The sequence below is a fragment of the Microbulbifer echini genome (assembly GCF_041447225.1).
Lineage (GTDB): Bacteria > Pseudomonadota > Gammaproteobacteria > Pseudomonadales > Cellvibrionaceae > Microbulbifer > Microbulbifer echini.
Map to the genome: position 1 here is coordinate 256,521 of NZ_JBGMEL010000001.1, position 22,389 is coordinate 278,909.

The 22,389-nt window shown below is 49.9% G+C and carries 18 protein-coding genes; all 18 read left to right on the forward strand.

Going from position 1 to position 22,389, the window contains the following annotated elements; translation table 11 throughout:
* Positions 1–44: 44 nt before the first annotated feature.
* The gene (locus ACCI51_RS01075) at positions 45–602 is read left to right on the forward strand and encodes a DUF4166 domain-containing protein (RefSeq protein ID WP_371842289.1); all 558 of its coding nucleotides are present in this window, start codon (positions 45–47) and stop codon (positions 600–602) included.
* A gap of 68 nt (positions 603–670) precedes the next feature.
* Entirely contained in the window at positions 671–3,703 is a 3,033-nt protein-coding gene (locus ACCI51_RS01080; RefSeq protein WP_371842290.1) for a DUF2339 domain-containing protein, read from the forward strand.
* A 151-nt stretch (positions 3,704–3,854) separates the two neighbouring features.
* Positions 3,855–7,055 (forward strand): DEAD/DEAH box helicase, encoded by a 3,201-nt coding sequence (locus ACCI51_RS01085; RefSeq protein WP_371842291.1) that lies wholly within the window; start codon positions 3,855–3,857, stop codon positions 7,053–7,055.
* 434 nt (positions 7,056–7,489) lie between these two features.
* Entirely contained in the window at positions 7,490–8,443 is a 954-nt protein-coding gene (locus tag ACCI51_RS01090) for a COG2958 family protein (RefSeq protein ID WP_371842292.1), read from the forward strand.
* Positions 8,444–9,406: 963 nt separating this feature from the next.
* Positions 9,407–10,291, forward strand: a complete 885-nt coding sequence (locus ACCI51_RS01095) for a hypothetical protein (protein WP_371842293.1) — start codon at positions 9,407–9,409, stop codon at positions 10,289–10,291.
* Positions 10,292–10,375: 84 nt separating this feature from the next.
* A complete protein-coding gene (locus ACCI51_RS01100) occupies positions 10,376–11,599 on the forward strand; it encodes a hypothetical protein (protein WP_371842294.1) in 1,224 nt (407 codons plus the stop codon).
* A 283-nt stretch (positions 11,600–11,882) separates the two neighbouring features.
* A complete protein-coding gene (locus ACCI51_RS01105) occupies positions 11,883–12,620 on the forward strand; it encodes an OmpW/AlkL family protein (protein WP_371842295.1) in 738 nt (245 codons plus the stop codon).
* A 185-nt stretch (positions 12,621–12,805) separates the two neighbouring features.
* On the forward strand, positions 12,806–13,234 hold the full coding sequence (locus tag ACCI51_RS01110) for a DoxX family protein (protein ID WP_299579585.1): 429 nt from the start codon (positions 12,806–12,808) through the stop codon (positions 13,232–13,234).
* 71 nt (positions 13,235–13,305) lie between these two features.
* Positions 13,306–14,283, forward strand: a complete 978-nt coding sequence (locus ACCI51_RS01115) for a glutathione S-transferase family protein (protein ID WP_371842296.1) — start codon at positions 13,306–13,308, stop codon at positions 14,281–14,283.
* A 199-nt stretch (positions 14,284–14,482) separates the two neighbouring features.
* Positions 14,483–15,382, forward strand: a complete 900-nt coding sequence (locus ACCI51_RS01120) for a LysR family transcriptional regulator (RefSeq protein ID WP_371842297.1) — start codon at positions 14,483–14,485, stop codon at positions 15,380–15,382.
* Positions 15,383–15,675: 293 nt separating this feature from the next.
* Positions 15,676–16,371: a pirin family protein gene (locus ACCI51_RS01125; protein WP_299579594.1), complete on the forward strand. Its 696-nt coding sequence runs from the start codon at positions 15,676–15,678 to the stop codon at positions 16,369–16,371.
* Positions 16,372–16,633: 262 nt separating this feature from the next.
* Positions 16,634–18,919, forward strand: coding sequence for a hydrogen gas-evolving membrane-bound hydrogenase subunit E (gene mbhE / locus ACCI51_RS01130; RefSeq protein ID WP_371842298.1), 2,286 nt, complete (start codon positions 16,634–16,636; stop codon positions 18,917–18,919).
* Entirely contained in the window at positions 18,916–19,332 is a 417-nt protein-coding gene (locus ACCI51_RS01135; RefSeq protein ID WP_371842299.1) for a Na+/H+ antiporter subunit B, read from the forward strand. Before mbhE ends, ACCI51_RS01135 begins: the two co-directional genes overlap by 4 nt.
* A gap of 1 nt (position 19,333) precedes the next feature.
* Positions 19,334–19,708, forward strand: a complete 375-nt coding sequence (locus ACCI51_RS01140) for a Na+/H+ antiporter subunit C (protein WP_299579603.1) — start codon at positions 19,334–19,336, stop codon at positions 19,706–19,708.
* Complete coding sequence (locus ACCI51_RS01145) at positions 19,705–21,210, forward strand: Na+/H+ antiporter subunit D (protein WP_299579606.1); 1,506 nt, start codon at positions 19,705–19,707, stop codon at positions 21,208–21,210. The genes ACCI51_RS01140 and ACCI51_RS01145 overlap by 4 nt, the downstream gene beginning before the upstream one ends.
* Positions 21,211–21,227: 17 nt before the next feature.
* Positions 21,228–21,701, forward strand: a complete 474-nt coding sequence (locus tag ACCI51_RS01150; RefSeq protein ID WP_299579609.1) for a Na+/H+ antiporter subunit E — start codon at positions 21,228–21,230, stop codon at positions 21,699–21,701.
* Complete coding sequence (locus tag ACCI51_RS01155) at positions 21,701–22,039, forward strand: cation:proton antiporter (protein WP_299579612.1); 339 nt, start codon at positions 21,701–21,703, stop codon at positions 22,037–22,039. Before ACCI51_RS01150 ends, ACCI51_RS01155 begins: the two co-directional genes overlap by 1 nt.
* Positions 22,026–22,370, forward strand: a complete 345-nt coding sequence (gene mnhG / locus ACCI51_RS01160) for a monovalent cation/H(+) antiporter subunit G (RefSeq protein ID WP_299579614.1) — start codon at positions 22,026–22,028, stop codon at positions 22,368–22,370. Before ACCI51_RS01155 ends, mnhG begins: the two co-directional genes overlap by 14 nt.
* Positions 22,371–22,389: the final 19 nt, after the last annotated feature.

A 22,389-nucleotide genomic window follows, 5' to 3' on the forward strand; every position in this document is an offset into this window, starting at 1 on the left:
GCCTTACCAACCAAAACGCCTGTGATTCCTTTGGGGGATACCCAGTGAAAAACGCGGTCGCCCATTGGTTTGGGGAAGACTTTGATAAGTTAAACCCTCTCTTGCGGCGACTGCACACACAGGGTGGACGTCTCTACGGCAAAGTGGATATCACGTTTGGTACCGGCATTTCTGGTCTGATTGGACGTCGAATTGCCGGTAAGCTGGGAATCCCCTCTCAAGCAGGCAAGGTCCCTTTTTCCGTAGAGATTCGTCACTCCCCGGAAACACTATTCTGGTCGCGCACCTTTGCCAATGGCCATACCATGACGTCGGAATTCCAACCGGTAAAAACCTTTAGACAAGGCGGCTATTGGATTGAGTCCAGCGGACCGGTCAATATCCAACTTGGTGTTTCAATAGAGGGAGGCAACTGGCAGTGGCTGCAGCAATCTGTGTCTATTTTTCAGCTTCCTATTCCCACGATATTGATGCCTAAAGTTTCAGCGGGGAAAGCGATCATCGACGCGCTTTACCAGTTTGAAGTGAAAATGGCTCTGCCCGTGCTGGGTTTTGCTTTTGGTTATTCGGGCAAACTGCTGGAATACGCCGAGCAGGCCTGAGTTGTAAGTGCTCACTTGCTGTGTGAATAGACACAGGACAGCCTCAATGAAAACGATAAGAGCAAGTTATGGAAAGTGAACTGCTATCGCTACGCGCGGAACTCGCCCTGCTTGAGCGGGACAATCAGCGCCGCTTAGAGACCTTTGAACGAAGGCTGTCCGCCCTTGAAACGCAACTGCAGCGGAGGCAAATAGAACAGCCTGTAGCAGTAGTAGAACTGGAAGATGAGCTGACGCTGCTGATGGGTAAGCCCCCTGAAACTCCTGGGACATCAGAACAAATCCAGCCCGCGGCCATATCCACAGCAGCCGCACCGCCCCAGCTAACCCCCTCCCAAGTCCACTCCACATCCAAAAAAACCGATAGACCACCGGTATCCACCGAATGGCTGCAAGAGGGACTGACAAGCCTGTTGGCACCGGCGTTGGAACCTCTCAATCGGGCCTGGGAACCCCTTGCCGGCTTTTATCGCCACTACCAACGCCAGGGCAAGGCGCCGGTATTCTTTATGACGGCAGCCGGTATCCTGGCCCTGGTGTTTGGCTTTGCTTACCTGTTGCAGCTCTCTTTCAATGCCTACCTCGGCCCGGCCGGGAAAGTTACCCTGGGCTTTTTGATTGCCGCGGCAACCACCTTTGGCGGTGTGACTTTTAGCCGGCGTATACCGCATATGGCGGACTACGGTTCCGGGCTGATTGCGCTTGGGGTGATTCTTCTCTACCTGTGTGGATACTTTGCCGGGCCCTACTATCAGCTGGTACCCATTCCAGTTGGGGTTGGCCTATTGGTGGTAACGACAGGCCTATCGTATTTACTCGCCCTGTTGTTTCAAACGCGTGTAGTGTCCATGGTGACCCTCCTCGGGGGGGCCACCATGCCTTTGATTGCCAATCATTTCGACCCCTCGGCGGTTATCTATCTCAGCTATCTATTGGCACTCGCTCTCGCCATGCTGCACCTGTCCAGGCAAATACGCTGGCCGCAGCTTGCGATGGTAACCATGGCTCTGAGCGCCGGTATGTTTGAGTATTCAATCTCAAACCTGGATGAGACAGCTGCTACCTGGGGGCCATTACTCATATTACATGGCTTCTTTTATGGCTTTGCTCACTACGCCTTGCGAAGGATAAGCACTGAGGAAATAGAGTCCAAGGGCCTGGAGCCGAGGCGTTTAGTCATTATTGCCGCGAACCTGGTGCTGTTTATTCACATCAGCTGGTCCTTGGCCCCGAGCACTACGGCCGTGGGCGTTGTATGGCTGCTCAATCTTCTGCCCTGGATCGCCCTCGCGCTCTATTCTCGCCGGCTATTTGGTTACAGCACCACCAGTGATTCTGCACGAGTAGTGCAAAATATGGCCTTGTTGCACGGTGGATTACTGGCGGGTCTGGCAATCTTGGCACTATGCGGCCCGGCTTTACTAGGCGTCGTTTGGTGCCTTGAAGGGCTACTCCTGATTTTTCTTGGTGCGCGCTTTGGCTTTATCAGTGTGCGCAGCGAAGGTTACATTGCCCTCGCGATCGCTGGCCTAACCATGCTTTGGCAAGCGATCGCCTGGGTTGCGAGCGGAGTTGCGCCCGCTCCAGTGTTGCTGTCGTTAAATGCGGACGCGGGCTGGGGAAACTGGCTGGCACTCTGTGCGGCTGCCTTTGGACTCACCCGCCTGTTGCGCCATTGTGCCGACCAAATTACTCCAAAGGAGCGCGATGTAGCCGCTCTCGCGGATAACGCTTTTGGGCTGTTTTTATCGGCCAGCTTTCTGTTGTCCATCGGAATTTTCTGGCCCCAGGGCATGTGGTTGCTTGCCCTATTCCCAATGGGCTTTTTGATCTGGCGCGGCCAACGGAATGGTTCAGTATTTAGCGAATGGCTGGGGCTCAGCCATTACCTGCTGCTGTTTATCCCGCTGCTGGCGAGTGCGTCAATTGTGGGTAACTTCCATTTCTACGATCAAATACCTTATGGAAAAATCGCCGGTATAGAAGCCTTCCTCAGCCTGTGGCTGCTGGCAGCGCTTTACCAACGCCTGGAAATGCAATCCCACGGCTTTACCCTGGCTCTCAATTTACGCAAGCTGTTTTATGCGTTGTTACCAGTATTTTTCCTTCCCACGGTACTCCATAAAGCCAGCGATTACTTTCCCATCGCCATGTGGCTATCCTGTGCTATCGCCCTACTCCTCTACTCACGCCTACGGCTGGCATTATTGAAACAGGAGCTGCGTATTTTGGTTGCGGGCGCAAGCCTTGTGGCCCTATTTGGCTGTGCACTGCGAGAGTTTGAGAACTGGCAGGGAATGGCCATGAGTGGGCTACTTTTAGGGCTCATAACTCTGGCAGGGTTCTTATGGATTGGTCGAGGGTTACAGCAAAAGCCCCTTGGCCCAGATTGGCAGTTGGCTCTACACCAGGCACTCAAGCCAATTTTCCCATTGGCCTTTTACTATCTCGCGACAACGTTGTTTATTATAAGCTACGCCCTGAGCCGAGACTTTGGCCTGGCCCTATTGTTGAGCCAACTGTACTTCGCCAGCCTGTATATCTTTAAACCCAAGCTGGCACCGCTGCGCAACCAGCTAACGCCGTTTTACATGCTGAGCCTGCGCCTATTTGAGTTTATTACCTTATTACAAGTTGTTGCAGTAGTTACCAATTCCAGCAAGGCGCCGCTACTGGGACTATATAACCTGACTGCCCTGGGGATTGCTACGCTATTGGTTTACCGGCGCTTCTTCGCCAGTCGAGCCGTGTGGCCGGGTCGTAGACTGTTCAATCTGTGGGTGCTGCACCTGACAGCCATCCCGGTGTATATCGCCCTACTGGCACAGTTACTCGAAACCATGTGGCTACCGGCAATATCTTTTGCCCTGGTGGTGCATGCGACGCTGCTGCTGTTCCAGACGCTGAAACCCGACACCCAAAAACTGTTGAAGCTCTCACTGCTTTTATTTGCTGTGGCCGCGCTGAAGATCGTACTGTGGGATATGCAGGACTTCTCACTGATACAGAAAATTGTCGTTTGTATGTTGGTGGGGCTGTGTATGCTGGGGGCAGCGTTTCAGTATCAGAAATTTTTGTCCCGGAGCAGTCTGCCTCAATAAGCGGACTGTTAACCGATACGCATATCGGAAGTTTGGTATCAACAGGCTTCCGATTGCTTACCTGCCCATTTGAGAGCAGGTACCATTCGCCCCAACGACACTCATAGAGCCCCAATAGCTAGCCGGCTAGTATTAGGCAGTTCCAAAGAAAATGAATATCCCCATAGATTTTAGACATATTTCCCAACAACTCCCCAGTAACAGCCTAGTTAGAGGAAAAGATTACTTTCGAAATGGCAAAGTTCAGGCATTTAATGTGTCCCACGGTGGCAAAACCATCACCGGAAGGGTAAGCGGTTCCTATGCCAGTCACTACAAACAGCAGATAGAGATAATCGAAGACCCTGTTATGGGGGGATTCGAAATTGATGGCGAATGTTCCTGCCCTGTGGGGTACAACTGCAAACATGTTGCTGCTGTATTGATGGCAGTGGTTAATGAACTGCAGAAGAGTTCTTCGCAAGAATCAAAAAATACTCGCTGGGAACAATGGCAGAACAGTGTTACGGGAAAACAGCGTGAACTCGTGCTTGACTCACCATCACAGCGAGACCTGCTGTACACCTTGGATTGGGACGATCGATATAGTCCTGCGCATGCGAGAGTTAATGTCTATTCAGCCCGACCACTCAAAAAAGGTGGCTATGGTAAGCCTCAGCGCGAGTATTTCCATATTAACAGCAGCCTTGCCATATCAAAAATTGACCAGAAGATTTTTGGCCTTCAGCAACTACTCTCACAGTCTTTCTTCAGGAAAGCCATATCTGGAGAGGAAGGTGCGCTTTTATTGAGAAACCTACTGGTCAGTCAGCGCTTCTTCAGTGATATCGATTCTCTAACCCCGATTAATTGGGGTGAAGCGGTCAAGCTGGAACTCAGCTGGGAAGAAAGCAAGAACAGTGCACAGTTGCAAATAGATGTGCCTGACCTCCCCGATGGCTGGAAACTAATACCCACCGAACCACCTTGCTATTTTTCCCCCAAAGAAAACATCATTGGTCCTATTATAAGTCCGGTGGATGGTGAGGCTCTAAATGACTTCACAACTATGCCCGCCATTTCTAAAAGTGAAATGGGCAATGCTATTATCTTTCTTAACAACCATTATGGCAGTGAACATTTACCCACTCCAAAATCACTACCTGTAATACAAGTGAATGATTCATTGCGGCCGGTCTTAATCCTAAAATCGATCCCCAATCCGGGCGGGATTGAAAGTACCCATACGGCCAGTTTTCACATTCATTATGGCCCGGTAATAATTCCCGCAGAGGAAATTCTTGCAGAGAATCGTCCAGAAAATAATATCTACCCCCAAGAAAATAAGCTTTATAGAGTGGAGCGGAATTTTCATCACGAAGCCGCTGTACTGAAAGATCTGATGCAGTGGCAGTGGAGCCTGAGTGCTAACGAAGCCGGTGAACCCACTCTATTCTTCTCCGATGGCGAAACCGATCAAACGCCGATAGAGCGCTGGCACGACTTCCTCAATGGGGGCATCCCAAGGCTTGAGGAAGCGGGCTGGATCGTTGAATTCGAAGATGACTTTTCTCTAAAAGTACACGAAATTGAAGATTGGGAATGGCAAACAGATCAATCTTCCAATGACTGGTTTTCCCTGAGTGCAACCGTAGATATTGAAGGCCAACCCATTCACCTGGCCCCACTAATATTACAATATTTGGAATCAGGTTATGGGGCTACCGATGAAGAAGACATATTAGTACCTCTCGGCCCAGACCAGTATATCCGTCTACCCAGTGCACTATTTCACAACCTCTTCGCAGTTTTAGAGGAGTGGTATGACAGCGAATCCCAAAGCCTCAAGGTACCCAGGTTTGCTATGCCGGAGCTGCCTAATGCCGATTCAGCTTGGCAGGGCAATAAAGATCTAAAAGCCCTGGCTAAGAACCTACAAAAGGGCCCGCAAAGTATCAAACCACCCAGGGCCCTGAAGGCACAGTTACGCCCCTACCAGCAAACGGGTTTTGAATGGCTACAACACCTGCGCAAGCTCGGTATGAATGGCATTCTGGCCGACGATATGGGCCTGGGTAAAACCTTGCAGGGATTGGCTCATATTCTCAAAGAAAAAGAGAGCCGACGCCTGATAAACCCCGCCCTGGTGGTTGTACCCACCAGCTTGGTTGGTAACTGGCTCAACGAAGCCCAGCGCTTTGCCCCAACATTAAAAGCACTATTACTTCACGGCAGTGATCGGCATGAGGATTTCCCGCTCATTCCAGAATCTGATCTAATTATAACCACCTACCCGCTAATAGTGCGGGATAGTGAAATATTAAAAGAATATAACTTTCATCTTTTGATTCTCGATGAAGCCCAGGTGATTAAAAATCCAAAATCAAAAGCAGCACAATTGCTCCGCACCCTCACGGCTCAGCACAAGGTATGCCTGACCGGAACACCGCTGGAAAACCACTTGGGCGAGTTATGGGCACTGTTTGACTACCTGATGCCCGGCTTTCTACACAGCCAGAAAAGGTTTAACGGCCTTTATCGTAATCCCATTGAAAAGCAGGCCAATGAGCATAAACAGGGAATTCTGAACCAGAGAATCGCTCCATTTATTTTACGCCGAACCAAACAGGAAGTTGCCACGGAGCTTCCGTCAAAGACAGAAATCATACAGCGGGTTACTCTCGATACCGCCCAAGCCGCACTCTACGAAACCGTGCGTTCGGCGATGGAAAAGCGAGTAAGGGACCTGATGAAAAAGAAAGGGCTCAACCGATCTCATATCGAGATGCTGGATGCCCTATTAAAGCTGCGACAAATTTGCTGTGACCCCGGACTGGTCAAACTAGAGAAGGCAAAAAAAGTTAAGCAATCAGCCAAGCTGGAAGCACTGATGGATATGCTCCCGGAAATGGTGGAGGAAGGCCGCAAGGTACTTTTATTCTCCCAGTTCACCGAGATGCTCGGCAAGATTGAAACTGCCCTGGAAGAACAGGCAATACCCTATGTAAAACTGACCGGGCGCACGCGCAAGCGCCAGGAAGCGATTGACGCCTTCCAGAATGGCGATATTCCTGTGTTCCTGATCAGCCTAAAAGCCGGGGGAGTCGGCTTGAACCTCACTGCTGCCGATACGGTTATACATTACGATCCCTGGTGGAATCCCGCAGTGGAGAACCAAGCAACCGACCGCGCATACCGCATCGGCCAGGATAAGCCGGTGTTCGTGTATAAGTTTATCTGTGAGAATACCGTCGAGGAAAAAATCATCGATATGCAGTCGCACAAGCAAGCGCTGGCAGATGCGATTTATGATAAAGATGGTAAAAATATAACTATGGATTCTGATCAGTGGCTGTCACTGTTCCAGGATTAAATCACTCAAGAGGGGCTCCATGGGGGCCCTGATACTTCCGAGACTAATCCTCTTCTGGATTGACTCAATCGGTTAACGCCGATAGCACCTCTTAACAACCCTTCCTTCATCAATAGTTAAACAACCCGTCAATTTTAGGTAGGATCACAGTCATACAAAGGTACGTTTAATGAGTATCAAACGCTAAGCTCAAAGGGTAGTGAGCCTTAGCCTTCATTGTATAATCTGAACCTGCCATTGGAGGAAATGTGTCAGCGATAGATCTCAGTCTGTCTACAAACTTCAGCTTTCTTGCCAAACACGATACTCTTTTGGTCCAACTAGCCTCCAGCACCAAGAGCGTCGTCATATAACCGCAGCCACCTAACCCGTAAAAAAGCAAAAAATATCCCCGGTAGCACCCGGCGCTGCTGAGTATTACACAAGGAAGTCCCATGGCCCTAAACTTGCGCGAAAGCGTTTTTGAGATACTGCGCAAACACCGCGAGCCGCCACTGCCCCCCCGCCAGATCACGGAAAAAATATTGGAGTTTCACCCCGAGGCCTGCGCAGCAAAACTGGCCCGCAGTGACTCGCTCAATACCCAGAGCGCACTGCTCCAGCAGATAACCGCCGAGATCCGCGCCTCGCGCCCGCGCCTGCGCCTGCGCCTGCAAAAAAATTACCGGCAGATAAAAACCCTGGAAACCCGGCCGCGCAAATTCTATTACAGCGAGGCCAGTGCCACCGAGGAGATCACCCGCACGGAATCCACCCCGAAAACTGCCACTAGAAATACCCTCGCACTCAAAAAGCACAGCGAGGCCCAGCTCTACCTGCCACTCGGAAAATATCTCCGTGCCGAATTTAAGCTGCGCAGCATGCGTATCGACGAAAGGCGCAGCTCCAATAGCAAAGGCCCCAAGGGCAACCGCTGGCTGTTCCCGGATATCGTCGCCCTGGAAGACCTCACCGACAGTTGGGACGAAGAAATCCTCGCCTGCGCCAGTCAGTACGCCGACCAGCGCACCCGCCTCTGGTCCTTTGAAGTCAAATGCCTACTCAACCGCGCCAACAGCCGCGAGTGCTTCTTCCAAGCCCTGTCCAACTCCTCCTGGGCCAATCTCGGCTACCTGGTCGCCGCCGAAATTGAAGACAGCGATACCCTAAAAGGACTGCGCCTGCTCTGCGCCGCCCACGGTATCGGCTTAATGCTGCTGGATACCGAAAACCCAGCGGAAAGCCAAATCCTGATCCCTGCCCGCGAGCGCGCGGCCATCGACTGGGATATCGCCAACCGCCTCGCGGAAGAGAACAAAGACTTCCTCGCCTACATCAAGAATATTCGCCACTTCTACCAAACCGGCGACCTGCGCCGCTCGGATTGGCAAGCCACTGGCGATGAGTAAGCAGCACTTAAGGCCATGATTAATGCCTTTTAAGAAGTTAACGAATCAGACTTTTAACGAACTAATGAACTCGATACCGGGGAAGTTTGCAGAACCATGAGAAAATTTTCCATCTCGAAGCCTACAAGAGAACATCTTGAAAAGATTCTCTTAAATGTTAGCTATCTATATTTAACTTTAGTTATCTACCAAGTGTACACCGAAGGCGACATTTTTGACCTACAGTATCTATCCAACCTAGATATGCAAAACGCCAACACCATTTTCGCGACCAGTTTTCTTGCGTTCCTATTTATTTCTTGTTCAGTTTGTATTATTTATCGCATACGATACCTACAAGCCGGCAAACCTTTCATATCCGAACCGCAAAAACAACACCTGTCCAAAATCAACTCAGCTATTTGGTATAGCTATTTTACCTTATTTATTTTTCAACTATTTACTGAGGGTGATATTTTTGACTACGAGTATTTTTCCAACTTAATCATACAAAGCGACTCCTTTATCCCTGTAGGTATTCTCATACCACTCTGCATAATGATGTACTTCTTGGGGATCATTTACCATACCTGGCTTCTGCTAAAGCTGTCCTTAATTCAGCACCAATCAAATTCAGTTGGTGAGCAGGGGTAAAGATGCCTATTTTATTGGCGAATAAAATAAGCACTTGTATTTGGCTTTATAAGTCAATTGAAACATTGGTTACACTTCGGAAGCGAGCAGTCAAAAATGAAAGAACAAAAAGATAAACGGTACTCATCTACCAAATTTCATAGAAACCATTTTCCACCAACAATACTTGATCCATAACCTGCCTGCTTACTGTACGAACGTACCTCAAAAAGGAACTTCCTCACAATAAAAATGTGAAACAGTTTGCACTTTACAATAAATAGCCAGCACTATAATACGGCGGCCAAAATCCCGTAAGCGCTAGCGTTGTGGATAGGAACCACCAAGTCTATGTTTGAACGCCTCTTTGCCTCAAGAAAAAAGCCGTTTGTCCCAAATCGGGACAAACTTGAAACACTGACTGCCAACTTGTCCGGTAGCCGCTTTAGTATCTCATTACCGCCCAATAGCGTGCCCGATATTAATGAGGAATATTATGGTCCCCGTATTGATATCTATAACCGGGAAGCCTATGACGATCTAAGTCGCGGCAAATGGTACCAAGAGGGAAGAATGCCAGGGCAGTCCATTTTAAAACGCAACTGGGGTTTTTATGGACCACCCTGGGTTTCCATGGAATATGGATTCCTTGAACATGTAATTAGGGTCTACCGTGTAGATGATTTACCGGAGAGCATGAGCTGTTTTAATCCACACCATTTGGAGCAGGTCATTTTAAGAGATTTGTATTTTCGTTACGGCCCTCCCAAACTGGATATGGACCCTAGGGCTGCCCCAATAAAATGGCAGAAAAAAAATATTAACGGTACGGACTGGCTGTACTGCGAGGCTCATCCAAAATGCAGCGAACAGGAATTACGGGAAAACCCATTTAGAGAAGCCGTTTTTCACTCGCAATTATATGCCCCACTGGATGATCAATACTTTATTAATGTTTATTTTAGTGCTTTGGGCTATGCACCTGCTAAATATAGTATTGCCGCTATGGATCATTTAATAACTGAAACTTACTCGACTCTTCAATTAGAGTTGAGTCCAGCCATGCAACAGCGAAAAGCGGACGTGGCCCAACAATGTCCAAATTCACACTTTAGTGAAACCCGAAGCCCAGAGCCCTGGATTTACCATAAAGTGCGTGAGGGTGATTACAGAACTGGGGAAGACTCACTTGAAGTGGTTGAAAGGGGCTCGCCGCCACCTAGCTTTACCCCTTAATAGCTTTTTTCTACTTTCTACCTGTATTAATTATAAGGAAATAATATGCCAGCATTTAGAGCCGGTTGGACCAAGATTATTGAAATGGCCCCAATGGGCACAAAACAGGGCCGCGATGTCTATGTTAACAATGCTCACTACCCTATGTATGAAAAAGTGAAGCAAGAGGCACAAACTAATTACTACTCTGCCACCCTACTGCGCGCACTCATAAGCCTAAATGCCGATACTGGCAGCAGCCAGAGTGCCAATGGCGCCGGAACTATTCGCTATCTGGTACGCAATGGTATGGCCATTGAGTACTATATCGATAATGGCGATGTATTGATCCATAAAATCCATTTCGATGACTCTCTGCAAGCGGATTCTGGTAATCAAGGAACAGGTGTTTACGAAGTAAAATATGATGGAAGCACTTGGAGATCAGCAGATTCTTCTTACAATAAAATGAATCTGCAACACAAGTGGAATGGTGCTCATTATGCAGCAGTAAGCGGTAAGTTTCGGTCAAGGGATTCTGCTGGAAAACTCTTAGTTAGGCATATTGAGAAATCCTATGGAGGGACTGAAATACTGCCCAGAGATATTCCTAAGATCGACAACTTCTACTCACTTTATTGGATAAACAATAAACAGCACAGTGCACTTCCATCTGTCGATGGCCTGACCTCCTTGATTCAACAGGCAGCAAGCGCCAGAGAGTCCGTCAACTGGTTGGTTCATGGTGAAGGTGCCAAAACTTTCCAGCGGGCGCTGGAAATTTTGCAGAACACACCCTCTTTGAGCCGTTTTGAAGCAAAAGATGAGGAAATAGTACGCAATTTGCGCAATAAAATGTCCGGGCAAAAAGTTTTCTTCTCTAATCCTGTGGGCGCAAACCCCGACAAGCTGGAAAAGCTCTGCAAAGTCGTTGGCCTCACCTATGTAAATAGTAATACTAACCCCCGCAACCTTAAAACCGCCGCAGGAAGAGAAAACTCCTGGAACGAGATTAAAAGAATCGGCGCGGCAGCCGCTGGTACTGGCTTAACGGCAACTGCGGTAAAAGAATCAGGTATCCTTACTATTCAAAAACAGGGGGGCATGTTATCGAACGTGTATCAAGCCGCCATTAACAACCCGACTGGAGCCGCAATCGGAGCCGCCGCAGTCTGTACTGCTGCCGCCTTTGTGGTTGCAAAAACCCAGGCAACCAAGTGGACAAGTCAGGTCCGAGCAATACATGCAACCGCAAGCAGTACCTTTGGCCGTGGCAATGAATATTGGTACGAGAGTGATGAAGATCTGCTGGAACAGTTATCAGCCTAATGCCTTAGCGATAATCGCTCTCTGGTTAACCTTGTAAATTTTGGAATTGAAAGGTGCCGGCATAGGCCGGTACCTATAAAATCATGCAGTAATTAGATATTTCATCCAACCTATAATGGCTCGTTAAACCATCAGCACAAAACATTTCCCTTTCTACTCAATTCCCTCTGAACGACCATCACACTCAACCTTCCTAAAAATAGCTATCGAAATAAGCGCTTATTTTTACCGCTACACTGATTGCGTAGCCCTAATTTCGGGTGGATGCACAGGGGAGTAAGAGATGCAACGGCTCGTACTGCTAGCAACGTTTTTTTCCACTTTATTCATCAGCAGCCAATCCCTCGCTGAGTATAAGAAAGGGGACTTTATTGTTCGCGTCGGTGCCGCGGCCGTCGATCCGAACGACGATTCCGATAATCTCTATCTGAATGGCACCGTATTGCCCGACACAAGAGTTTATGTGGATACCGGCTATTCCGTTAGTTTTACCGGCACCTGGTTATTCGCCGATCACTGGGGGCTGGGGCTTTTGGCGGCATTGCCATTCAAACATGACCTGGACGTACGCGGCTTGCCAGACCCGGATACTGGCGAACCCCTCGGCAAGGTGCGCCTGGGGGATATCAAACACCTGCCACCCACCCTTACCCTGCAGTGGTATCCCGTTTGCACTGAGTCTTGGGTACAGCCCTATATTGGCGTCGGTATCAATTACACCCATTTCTTCAGCGAACATATCAACCGCGCAGCGCAGAACTACTTTGAGACCGTACTCGGTGCTGAGTCACGGGCAAGGCTCAAGCTCGACAATTCCTGGGGCTTGGCGGGGGAAGTTGGTATAGACGTCGCCTTAGGTCGGGAGAATCGATGGCTGTTTAATGCGGCTGTTTGGTATTTGGATATCGATACCGAAGCGGACATCCATTTTCACACCGGCGCTGACGATAGCTCGCGAATCCATGTGGATGTGGACATAGACCCCTTTGTTTTCTCCCTGGGGATCGGCTATCACTTTTGAGACCGCTTAACCTTACTTAGTCCATAGCGATACAACACCCACCCTATCATTCTGATTTACAGAATGAGTTCGCCTATTTTTACCAATTTTCATTCTGCCTGCTCCCGTTAAACTGCTTTTTATCGACAACGATGCCTCAAACAGAGCATGACTCTATAACGAATCCCCAGATTAAGGAGCACTACATGACCACTTCCACCCTGTCCTCAGCTCAAGCCTCTACTAACGCCCCCCTATTTCCAGCCATTGCCGACCTGTCCGGGCGAATCGGCCTGGCGGCAATATTTTTTCTGGCGGGCGTCAACAAGATTCAGAATTATGAGGGCAGCGCCCAGTATCTGACCTATGGTGGCCTACCTGAAATACTATTGCCGCTGGTGATTGTGTTTGAGATTGGCGGCGCTCTGGCGTTAATCCTGGGCTTTCAGGTTCGCCTCACCGCTTTGGCTTTTGCCAGCTTCAGCCTAGTCACTGCCGCCCTGTTCCATAACAATCTGGGGGATCAAATTCAATTTCTGATGTTTTTTAAAAATCTGGCCATTGCCGGTGGTTTTCTGGTAGTTGCCGCCCATGGTGCCGGGCGCCTTAGCCTAGATAAGCGCAATAGTATTTAAACTCTGGAACAAGAATTGGGCCCACTCTATTTTATCCAGGGCCAGCTGTAACACAGATATTGGAGATGAACATGGGACTGTTGATCAACGGCCAATGGCATGACCAGTGGTACGATACTAAAGATTCCGGCGGTGCATTTAAACGAGAGACAGCGCAGCTGCGCAACTGGGTGACAGCCGATGGCAGCGCCGGGCCCAGTGGTACTGGGGGCTTTAAGGCGGAGTCGAGACGCTACCACTTGTATGTATCCCTGGCCTGCCCGTGGGCCCACCGCACTCTGATTTTCCGCAAGCTGAAAAAACTGGAAGAACATATCAGTCTCTCTATAGTGAGTCCGGATATGCTCGATCAAGGCTGGAGCTTTCATATGGATGAGGGCAGCAGCGGTGATGCTCTGTTTGATTATCACTATATGCATCAGGTTTATACCCACAACAAGCCCGATTACTCTGGACGAGTTACGGTGCCAGTGCTATGGGATAAGCAGACAAACGGTATTGTCAGTAATGAATCCTCAGAAATTATTCGCATGTTTAATACTGCGTTTAATCGTATTACCGGAGATACTCAAGACTTTTTCCCCAAGGATAAACAACAGGCGATTGAAACGATTAATCAACTGGTGTACGAGAGCATCAATAATGGTGTATACCGCAGTGGCTTTGCCACTACCCAGGAAGCCTATGAAGAGGCCTACCGCCAGCTATTTGCCGCACTCGATCAGATGGAAAACATTCTAGCCCGCCAGCGCTACTTGGTAGGAGAAGAAATCACGGAGGCAGACTGGCGACTATTTACCACCCTGATACGCTTCGACTCCGTATACCACGGACACTTTAAGTGCAATCGCCAGCGCCTGGAAGATTTTCCCAACTTGCGCAACTATGTACGTGAGTTGTACCAGTGGCCCGGTATCGTCGAAACCGTAAATTTCCAACATATCAAGCGGCACTATTACTTCAGTCATACGTCCATCAATCCAACCCAGGTTGTACCTACTGGGCCGAATATTGACTACAGCAGCCCGCACAATCGAGCTGAACAATAACCGCCACGAACAGCAAGTAGGCCGCTCTGCGGCCAACTTCCATCACAACCATGTGGATCCCACCTTTTCAATACTCGACCACATCCAGTAAATTGTCTGTCTCTTCTCCAGTTCTGTTGGATAATAGAGCGTGATCTAATAAAACTGGCCAGTAATCATCAAACGCTTATGCAAGAGCTCCACTTACAAGGATAGATCCATGCAAAAAACCACCCTAGAGCAATGGCGTATGTTTAAAGCCGTTGTGGATGCCGGCGGTTTTAACCAAGCATCATCCGTTGTGCACAAGAGCCAGTCCAGTATTCACCATGCCGTAACAAATCTGGAGGCCGCTCTTGGGGTCAAGTTATTTGAAGTCTCAGGGCGTAAGGTGATGCTCACCGAGGCGGGCCAACTCCTGCTGCGCCGCGGGAAGTATCTGCTGGAGGAAGTCTCCCGCATTGAGGATATCGCCGACTCTCTCAGCGAGGGCGTGGAGTCAGAACTGCGTATTGCCGTGGATGGGGCCTTTCCACAAAAAGTCGTCTTTAAAGCGCTGGAAAAAGTCTCCGGTATTTTTCCTCAGGTCAATATCGATATTGTGGACACGGTATTGTCGGGTACCAATGAGCTGATTCTGGAGGGAATGGTTGATTTAGGTCTCTCGGCATTTACCATGAATGATAGTCTCAACGATGAGATATGTCGTATTGAATTTGTGGCTGTCGCCCACAAAGATCATCCTCTGCACCAGTATAAACGTGAACTAACTTATGAGGACCTAAAATCCTATCGACAGATTATAGTGCGGGATTCCGCCATACAGACCAACCGGGATTCCGGTTGGCTGGGGGCAGAGCAACGTTGGAAAGTGGGGAGTTTGCGTGCATCACTGGATTTAATTGCACAGGGAATGGGGTTCGCCTGGCTACCCTTACCATTAGTGGCCGATTTACTCGATGACGGCACCCTGAAATTACTCCGCCTGGTAAAGGGGGGAAAGCGCTCATCCAATTTTTATTTAAACTTTAAAGATCAAGATAAACTCGGTCCTGCCGCCAGAGAATTTATTGGCGAACTACGTTTTCTTACCCTGGAAATTTCAGATTTTTCGGGATAACGCCTCAGCAACAACCCTCTGAAGCCGCCATAACAACTGATAGCTTCTTACGAACTGATAGAGTAGATATCATCTCTAAAACCTGCTTACTTTTTCTTTAGAGAATTCAGCTGAATTTAATTAATTTTTTCCTCAATGCGTAGACCCGCCCCCTTTGAGGCACCCCTACATTATTAAACAGTCCATTCTGTAGAAACGAATAATCAATTCAACTTTATCCGATATTCATTCGAGCCACCCCTATCTATCATAGCCATAACACACTTATTTACATCACCAGCGAGGCCCAGGCTATGTTTTATTTCAGACCTTCTCAGGGGCGCGGGCAAGCTCGATTTGGCTGGCTCAACAGTAAACACACCTTTTCATTCGGCCACTATTACGACCCCAAACATATGGGCTTTTCCGCACTTCGTGTAATAAACGATGACATCGTGAGACCTGGTGCAGGTTTTGATACGCACGGTCACCGGGATATGGAAATTATTTCCTACATCCTGACGGGCGCAATTGAGCATTGTGATAGTGAGGGGAATCGTTTTGTTGTTCCTGCCGGCGAGGTCCAACGAATGAGTGCCGGAACGGGTATCACCCACTCGGAATACAATCACTCAAAATCACAAAATCTAAGGTTCCTGCAAATATGGATTCAGCCCAACCGCCGCGGTATTAAGCCCGATTATGAGCAGCGGTCGATCGCACAGATCGGAAAAATGACTCCTCTGGTGACAGCCGATGGCCGGGGCCAATCACTTTCCATACAACAAGATGCCAATCTTTACCGGCTGCAATTAACTTGCGGGGAGACTATCTCACTGGACACCCTTGAACGCCCCGGTTACCTACACGTCATTGAGGGAGCAACCGGTGTCAATGGTAGGCACCGGCTGAGCGCGGGGGATGGTCTGGGATTATTTAAGGAGCGGATACAACTTGAATCCTCGGCAGAGGGGTTTACCGCACTTTGGTTTGACCTGCCCGCCACTTGATCCAAATAGCTCATGACTAGCCTCACGCTGAGGGCCGGCGGCAAGGACTTATCCCGAGGCTAAGAATTCGATTCGGACTTTGCACCTTTATCAATTTAAAAAGAACCCGAAAGCGAATCATTAAAAAACTGAGATATGCCGTATCCGGCCCTAAGCAGAGCCTGAATACCCTGTAAAGAATAGTGCGTGACACTTTACCCAACTCGCCCGCCCAACCGCCGATTCCCTCCTAAAATAGAGCGAGGCATTTGGGGATGAAGCAATGGACAAAGCTGGCGACATGGATGGTCGCGAGAGAAATGAGGCCGCGCCAGGGCGATTGCTTTCCCTGCTTTCGCCGGTGCCCCCCGCGCTTTTCGCTATTGTTCTGCTGATTCTGATGCCGGATATTTCTGACGGTAGAGAATTTTCTTTTGGCGTTACCTGGGTTGCCGCACTGGGTATATCCCTGCGTTTCTACATCGATGGCCTGAGTTTCCTTTTTGCCCTGTTGATTAGTGGGATTGGTGTGTTTGTGGCCATCTATGCGGCCGCATACCTACGCGGACATCCCGATCTGCGTCGTTTTTATTTTTATTTATACCTTTTTATGGTCGGTATGCTGGGCCTAGTGCTGGCGGGGGATTTAATTACCCTGTTTGTATTTTGGGAAGTGACCACTATTTCCAGCTATCTGTTGATTGGATTTAATAATACGAGTGCTGTCGCGCGCCGCTCTGCCCTTCAAGCCCTACTAGTCACTACCTTAGGTGGGTTGTGCCTGCTGGTTGGATTGCTGCTACTAGGTTCTGTGGCGGATAGCTTTGAGTTGCGACAGGTGTTAGCTTCAAGTGAAGCCGTGCACACAAGTCCTCTTTATTTACCGATCTTGATCTTGATTTTAATTGGTGCCTTCTGTAAATCCGCACAGTTACCCTTTCATTTCTGGCTGCCCAATGCCATGGCCGCGCCAACACCAGTGAGCGCCTATTTGCACTCCGCCACCATGGTAAAAGCCGGCATCTATTTGCTCGCCCGTATGCACCCGATACTGGCACATACCGAATGGTGGGAATGGATATTAACCTGTACCGGTGCCGCAACGGCGGCAGTGGCTGCGGTAGCGGCACTGCGCCAGACGGACCTGAAACTCGCCCTGGCATACACCACACTCATAGCGCTGGGCACGATCACCATGTTTCTTGGCTCCGACGCTTCGGCCGCGGTAGCCGCCGCCATTACTTTTTTATTGGTGCACTCATTTTACAAGGCGGCACTTTTTATGGTGGTCGGTATCATCGACAAACAGGCTGGCACTCGAAACCTGAACAAACTGGGCGGCCTCGGCCGCTGCATGCCAATCACTGTCATTGCCGCTTCCGCGGCAGCACTCTCTATGGCCGGATTTCCCCCATTTCTCGGCTTTATCGGCAAGGAATTAAAATATGAGGGCGCCCTTGCTGTGGCCTCAGAGCCCGCCCTCGTTGCTACCGTTGCCGTTTTTGTTAACGCCGTTACGGTGACCGTTGCGGGGATGGTCGCATTAAAGCCCTTTTGGCGAAAGAAACCGCAGCAACTCCCCAAGGTAAAAGAAGCACCTGTGGGACTGTGGATTAGCCCGTTGATCTTAAGTGGCCTGGGGCTCACTTTCGGATTGGCGCCCGATCTCGTTGGCGGCGGTCTGGTGGAGCCGGCTTTAAGTGCAGTACTGGGCATTCCAGAGACCATCAAGCTGCAACTCTGGCACGGCATCAATATTCCCCTTCTGATGAGTATCCTCACGTTTATTTTAGGGGTGACCATGTATTTGGGGTTGCGCCGCTTGCGCGCTTGGCTGGCCTGGGACTTCAAACACGCGCCCACCAGTGCCGATCAAATGTGGGATAAATCCCTAGAGTTACTCAAGGCCTTTGCCTCTGCGCAAACTCGCATTCTGCAAAATGGGGTAATGCGCCGCTATTTGAGCGTTATTTTTACGACGATATCCCTGGCCCTGGCTTTCGCCTTGATTCATTCCGGGCAATACCCTCTGGACTACAACTGGCCGCAATTAAACTTAAAAGAGTGGGCGGCGTTGTTACTAACTGTGGGAGGGGCTTTTATGGCGGGGTCTGCGCGCAAGCCTTTAATAGCTATCTGCGCCCTTGGTGCTCTGGGTGTGGGAATTGCTTTAATCTACTTATTCCTCGGGGCGCCGGATGTTGCTATCACTCAGCTGCTTGTTGAAACCCTGTACCTGGTGCTGGTTGCCGCAATTCTACCGCGCCTACCGGTATTCAATCCTGGCAGAAAAGTGCTGTTTCGGCCTCGCGACGCAACACTCGGCGCAGTACTGGGCCTACTGATTACTCTCAGTCTTTTGGCCGTTCTGCAAACACCACTAGTCAGTCCAACGAGTGAATTCTTTGTAGAGGCTGCGGTACCCGAGGGCCATGGCCGCAATATCGTTAATGTGATTCTGGTGGACTTTCGTGCGCTGGATACCTTTGGCGAAATTATTGTTGTATTTACCGCGGCTATAGCGGCAGTCACCTTACTCGGTCACCAATTGCGACGGGGAAAACAATGAATTCACTGATACTACAAACGGCGACTCGCGTGCTGGTCGCACTGATTCTGGTGTTTTCCATTTATATGCTACTGCGTGGCCATAACTATCCAGGTGGCGGATTTATTGCCGGTTTGATCGCCGCTTCGGCATTCGCATTATTCGCCATAGCTTGGGGCATGGAGTCGGCACAGAGTGCCCTTAGAATACCTCCCGGCAATCTCGCGGCAAGCGGCGTGCTGATCGCCGCACTCTCTGGGATGCTGGCATTATTCTCAGGCGATGCCCCCTTTTCAGGCCAGTGGCTGCAACTCACTGGCGATAAAACTACTGGCGGGCTCTCTATCAGCAATGTACTGATATTTGATATCGGTGTTTATCTGGCCGTACTCGGTGCGGTACTGACCTTGATTTTTGCGCTGGAGGAAGCCTGATATGGAAGGCCCTCTCGCCCTCGTTGTCGGTATATTGATTGCCACCGGCGTCTATTTGATGCTGGCGCGTAATTTATTGCATTATTTATTTGGCTTGGTATTAATTAGTAACGCCGCTAATCTGGCTATTTTTATTGCGGGTAGAGTCACCCGCGCCGCGCCGCCCCTCATCCCTGAAGGCCTGCAGGTTCCCCCCGAGCCAATTTCCAACCCTTTACCCCAGGCATTGATCCTAACCGCAATCGTTATCGGTTTCGGTTTACTGGCCTTTGCTCTCGCATTAATTGCCCAGGCCTACAAGGTGCTTGGCACTCTGGATGTGGATTCCATGCGCATCGCCGAACCTATCCCACCCAAGAGGGAAAAATCCCTTTGAGCTGGTTACTGGCCCTGCCTTTCCTGATACCGATCTTCACCGCGCTCGCTACTTTTCCAGCCCGCGCCAGGCCTCGTTTATGCGGCGTACTTTCGATTTTTGGCTGCACTCTATTGCTTGTCGTGACAATTGCCATCCTGGTATTGGTGGAAAGCAATGGCACCCATGCGGCACAGATGGGCGATTGGGCGGCACCTTTTGGTATCACCCTAGTGGCCGATCGGTTGAGCGCCGTTATGCTGTTGATCAGTGGCATCGTAGGGCTCTGTGTAGCCATATTCGCGCTGTCCGATATCGGTAAATACCGAGTTAAACTAGGTTTCCATAGTTTTTTTCAACTGCTATTGGCTGGGGTTTGTGGCAGCTTTATTACCGGAGATATCTTCAATTTGTATGTCTGGTTTGAAGTGATGCTGATCGCTTCTTTCGCGCTGCTGGTGCTCGGTGGGGATCGGATTCAACTGGATGGCGGAATTAAATATGTGGCACTGAACCTGGTCTCCACACTATTGATGCTGACTTCAATCGGTATGATTTATGGCTTGACCGGCACATTAAATATGGCGCAACTGCATATTTCCCTGGCTGCGGTGGATAACCCCGCAGCAGTTTCTACGCTGGCCGTTTTATTTATCTGTGCCTTTGGTATCAAGGCGGCAATTTTCCCACTGTTTTTTTGGCTGCCCGCTTCTTATCACGCGCCGCCAGTAGCGGTAACCGCCGTCTTTGCCGGCCTGCTCACCAAGGTCGGGGTCTACGCACTGATTCGCACGTTCACCCTGATTTTTCCTAACGATCTGGGTTTTACCCACAGTATTTTATTGGGCACTGCCCTCCTTACTATGCTCACAGGCGTACTGGGTGCCGCGGCACACTATGAGTTTCGAAAAATTCTCGCCTTTCACATCATTAGTCAGATTGGCTTTCTCGTGCTGGGCCTCGCCCTCAACTCACCACTGGCACTGGCTGGAGCCGTTTTTTACATGGTGCACAACATTGTCGCCAAGACCAATTTGTTTCTCATCAGTGGTACGGCCCAGCGACTGACTGGCAGTTTCGAACTGAGTGAAATCGGAGGGATTTATCGAGCGAGCCCGCTGCTTTCCACTTTTTTCTTTATCGCCGCCTTTAGTCTGGCCGGCTTTCCGCCGCTATCGGGTTTCTGGGCCAAACTGTTGTTATTAAAGGCGAGTCTCGACCAAGCCGCCTATTGGGTTGTTGTCGTGGCGCTGGTGACTGGTGTTCTGACTCTGTTCTCTATGAGTAAGATCTGGGCGGAGGCTTTTTTAAAGGCGCATCCGAAGGACTATTGCAAATGTCTGGGAGATATTCCCCGATACGAACGCTATCAGCGCCTGTTGCCCGTAGCGCTGTTGGCGCTGATCACTTTGTTGCTCGGGCTGGTACCCGGGCCTTTTATTGATTACTCCCTGGCCGCAGCCGGAGAGTTGTTGGAGCCGGCGGGTTATCTTGGGGCTGTACTGGGTCTGCAGACCCAATAGGCTGGGGAGCACAGATCATGCGCGTTTTTTTACTCAATCTGATATTGGCCATCAGCTGGTCAGCTCTGACCGGTAATGCGACGCTGGTCAATTTCTGCTTCGGCTTTTTTATCGGCTATTTAGCATTGCGGGTTTCGCCAAAAATCCCAGAGGGCACCAAGTATTTTCAACGTCTGCCGCGCTTAATCCGTCTGGCCAGCTTTTTTATCCAGGAGCTGGTACTTTCAAGCCTGCGCGCCACAATCGAGGTATTTTCCCCAAAGCTGCAAAGCCGCCCACTGGTGGTGCGAATTCCTCTGGAGATTACCGACCAAACTCAGATTTTTATACTTGCCAATCTTATTTCACTCACACCCGGCACAGTAGTGCTCGAGATAACCCCTGATAATTCAGAGCTTTTTGTACACACCATGTTTGTGGACGATCCAGACATTTTCCGCGAGGAAATCCACCTCGGTTTTGAAAAACGCGTGCGGGAGGCCTTTTCCTGATGCACAGCACCATCGTCGATATAAACGCGCCAGTTATCGTAATGGCTATTAATATCTCTTCACTGATTATGCTACTGGCACTGGCGATGTGCTTTATGCGTATTTTCATCGGCCCAACACTGGCGGATCGAGTCGTTGCTCTCGATGTACTGAATATTCTCGCGGTGGCTTACTGTGCACTCTTGGCGATTGCCTCAGGGCAACCGGTATACCTGAGCGCGGCTATTGCTCTGGCGCTGGTGGCTTTCCTGGTGAGTGTTGCCTTTGCCCGATTTATTGAAAAAAGCGGTAAAAAAACGGTACTAAACGAGGGGGGGCGCGACGGTGGTTTTCGATGAAGTGTTTATTGCCGCGCTGTTACTGGTAGGCAGCCTTTTCGGCTTTAGTGCCGCTTTAGGTCTGTTGCGGATGCCGGACTTCTACACGCGTATGAGCACCTCGGGCAAAGCCGCTACGCTGTGCTGTGGCCTGTTACTCGGCGGGGTAGCGGCCATGTTCCACGACACCCAAGTAACAGCACGCGCTGTGGCAGCCCTGCTGTTTCTCTTGTTCACTGTGCCGATCGGGGTGCATATGATTGCCCGCGCCGCCTATCGGGTGGGCACACCGATGTGGCGGGGCAGGACCGCCAAACCCCGCTTCAAAAACCCGAAGCGGGATCTTAAGTAGGCCCTCCCCCTGGGCACCT

What these genes read in the sequence shown, in the direction of transcription:
- ACCI51_RS01080 (WP_371842290.1), top strand. Translation starts at nt 671, where the DNA reads ATGGAAAGTGAACTGCTATCGCTACGCGCGGAACTCGCCCTGCTTGAG.
- ACCI51_RS01085 (WP_371842291.1), top strand. Translation starts at nt 3,855, where the DNA reads ATGAATATCCCCATAGATTTTAGACATATTTCCCAACAACTCCCCAGT.
- ACCI51_RS01090 (WP_371842292.1), top strand. Translation starts at nt 7,490, where the DNA reads ATGGCCCTAAACTTGCGCGAAAGCGTTTTTGAGATACTGCGCAAACAC.
- ACCI51_RS01095 (WP_371842293.1), top strand. Translation starts at nt 9,407, where the DNA reads ATGTTTGAACGCCTCTTTGCCTCAAGAAAAAAGCCGTTTGTCCCAAAT.
- ACCI51_RS01100 (WP_371842294.1), top strand. Translation starts at nt 10,376, where the DNA reads ATGGCCCCAATGGGCACAAAACAGGGCCGCGATGTCTATGTTAACAAT.
- ACCI51_RS01105 (WP_371842295.1), top strand. Translation starts at nt 11,883, where the DNA reads ATGCAACGGCTCGTACTGCTAGCAACGTTTTTTTCCACTTTATTCATC.
- ACCI51_RS01110 (WP_299579585.1), top strand. Translation starts at nt 12,806, where the DNA reads ATGACCACTTCCACCCTGTCCTCAGCTCAAGCCTCTACTAACGCCCCC.
- ACCI51_RS01115 (WP_371842296.1), top strand. Translation starts at nt 13,306, where the DNA reads ATGGGACTGTTGATCAACGGCCAATGGCATGACCAGTGGTACGATACT.
- ACCI51_RS01120 (WP_371842297.1), top strand. Translation starts at nt 14,483, where the DNA reads ATGCAAAAAACCACCCTAGAGCAATGGCGTATGTTTAAAGCCGTTGTG.
- ACCI51_RS01125 (WP_299579594.1), top strand. Translation starts at nt 15,676, where the DNA reads ATGTTTTATTTCAGACCTTCTCAGGGGCGCGGGCAAGCTCGATTTGGC.
- mbhE (WP_371842298.1), top strand. Translation starts at nt 16,634, where the DNA reads ATGGACAAAGCTGGCGACATGGATGGTCGCGAGAGAAATGAGGCCGCG.
- ACCI51_RS01135 (WP_371842299.1), top strand. Translation starts at nt 18,916, where the DNA reads ATGAATTCACTGATACTACAAACGGCGACTCGCGTGCTGGTCGCACTG.
- ACCI51_RS01140 (WP_299579603.1), top strand. Translation starts at nt 19,334, where the DNA reads ATGGAAGGCCCTCTCGCCCTCGTTGTCGGTATATTGATTGCCACCGGC.
- ACCI51_RS01150 (WP_299579609.1), top strand. Translation starts at nt 21,228, where the DNA reads ATGCGCGTTTTTTTACTCAATCTGATATTGGCCATCAGCTGGTCAGCT.
- ACCI51_RS01155 (WP_299579612.1), top strand. Translation starts at nt 21,701, where the DNA reads ATGCACAGCACCATCGTCGATATAAACGCGCCAGTTATCGTAATGGCT.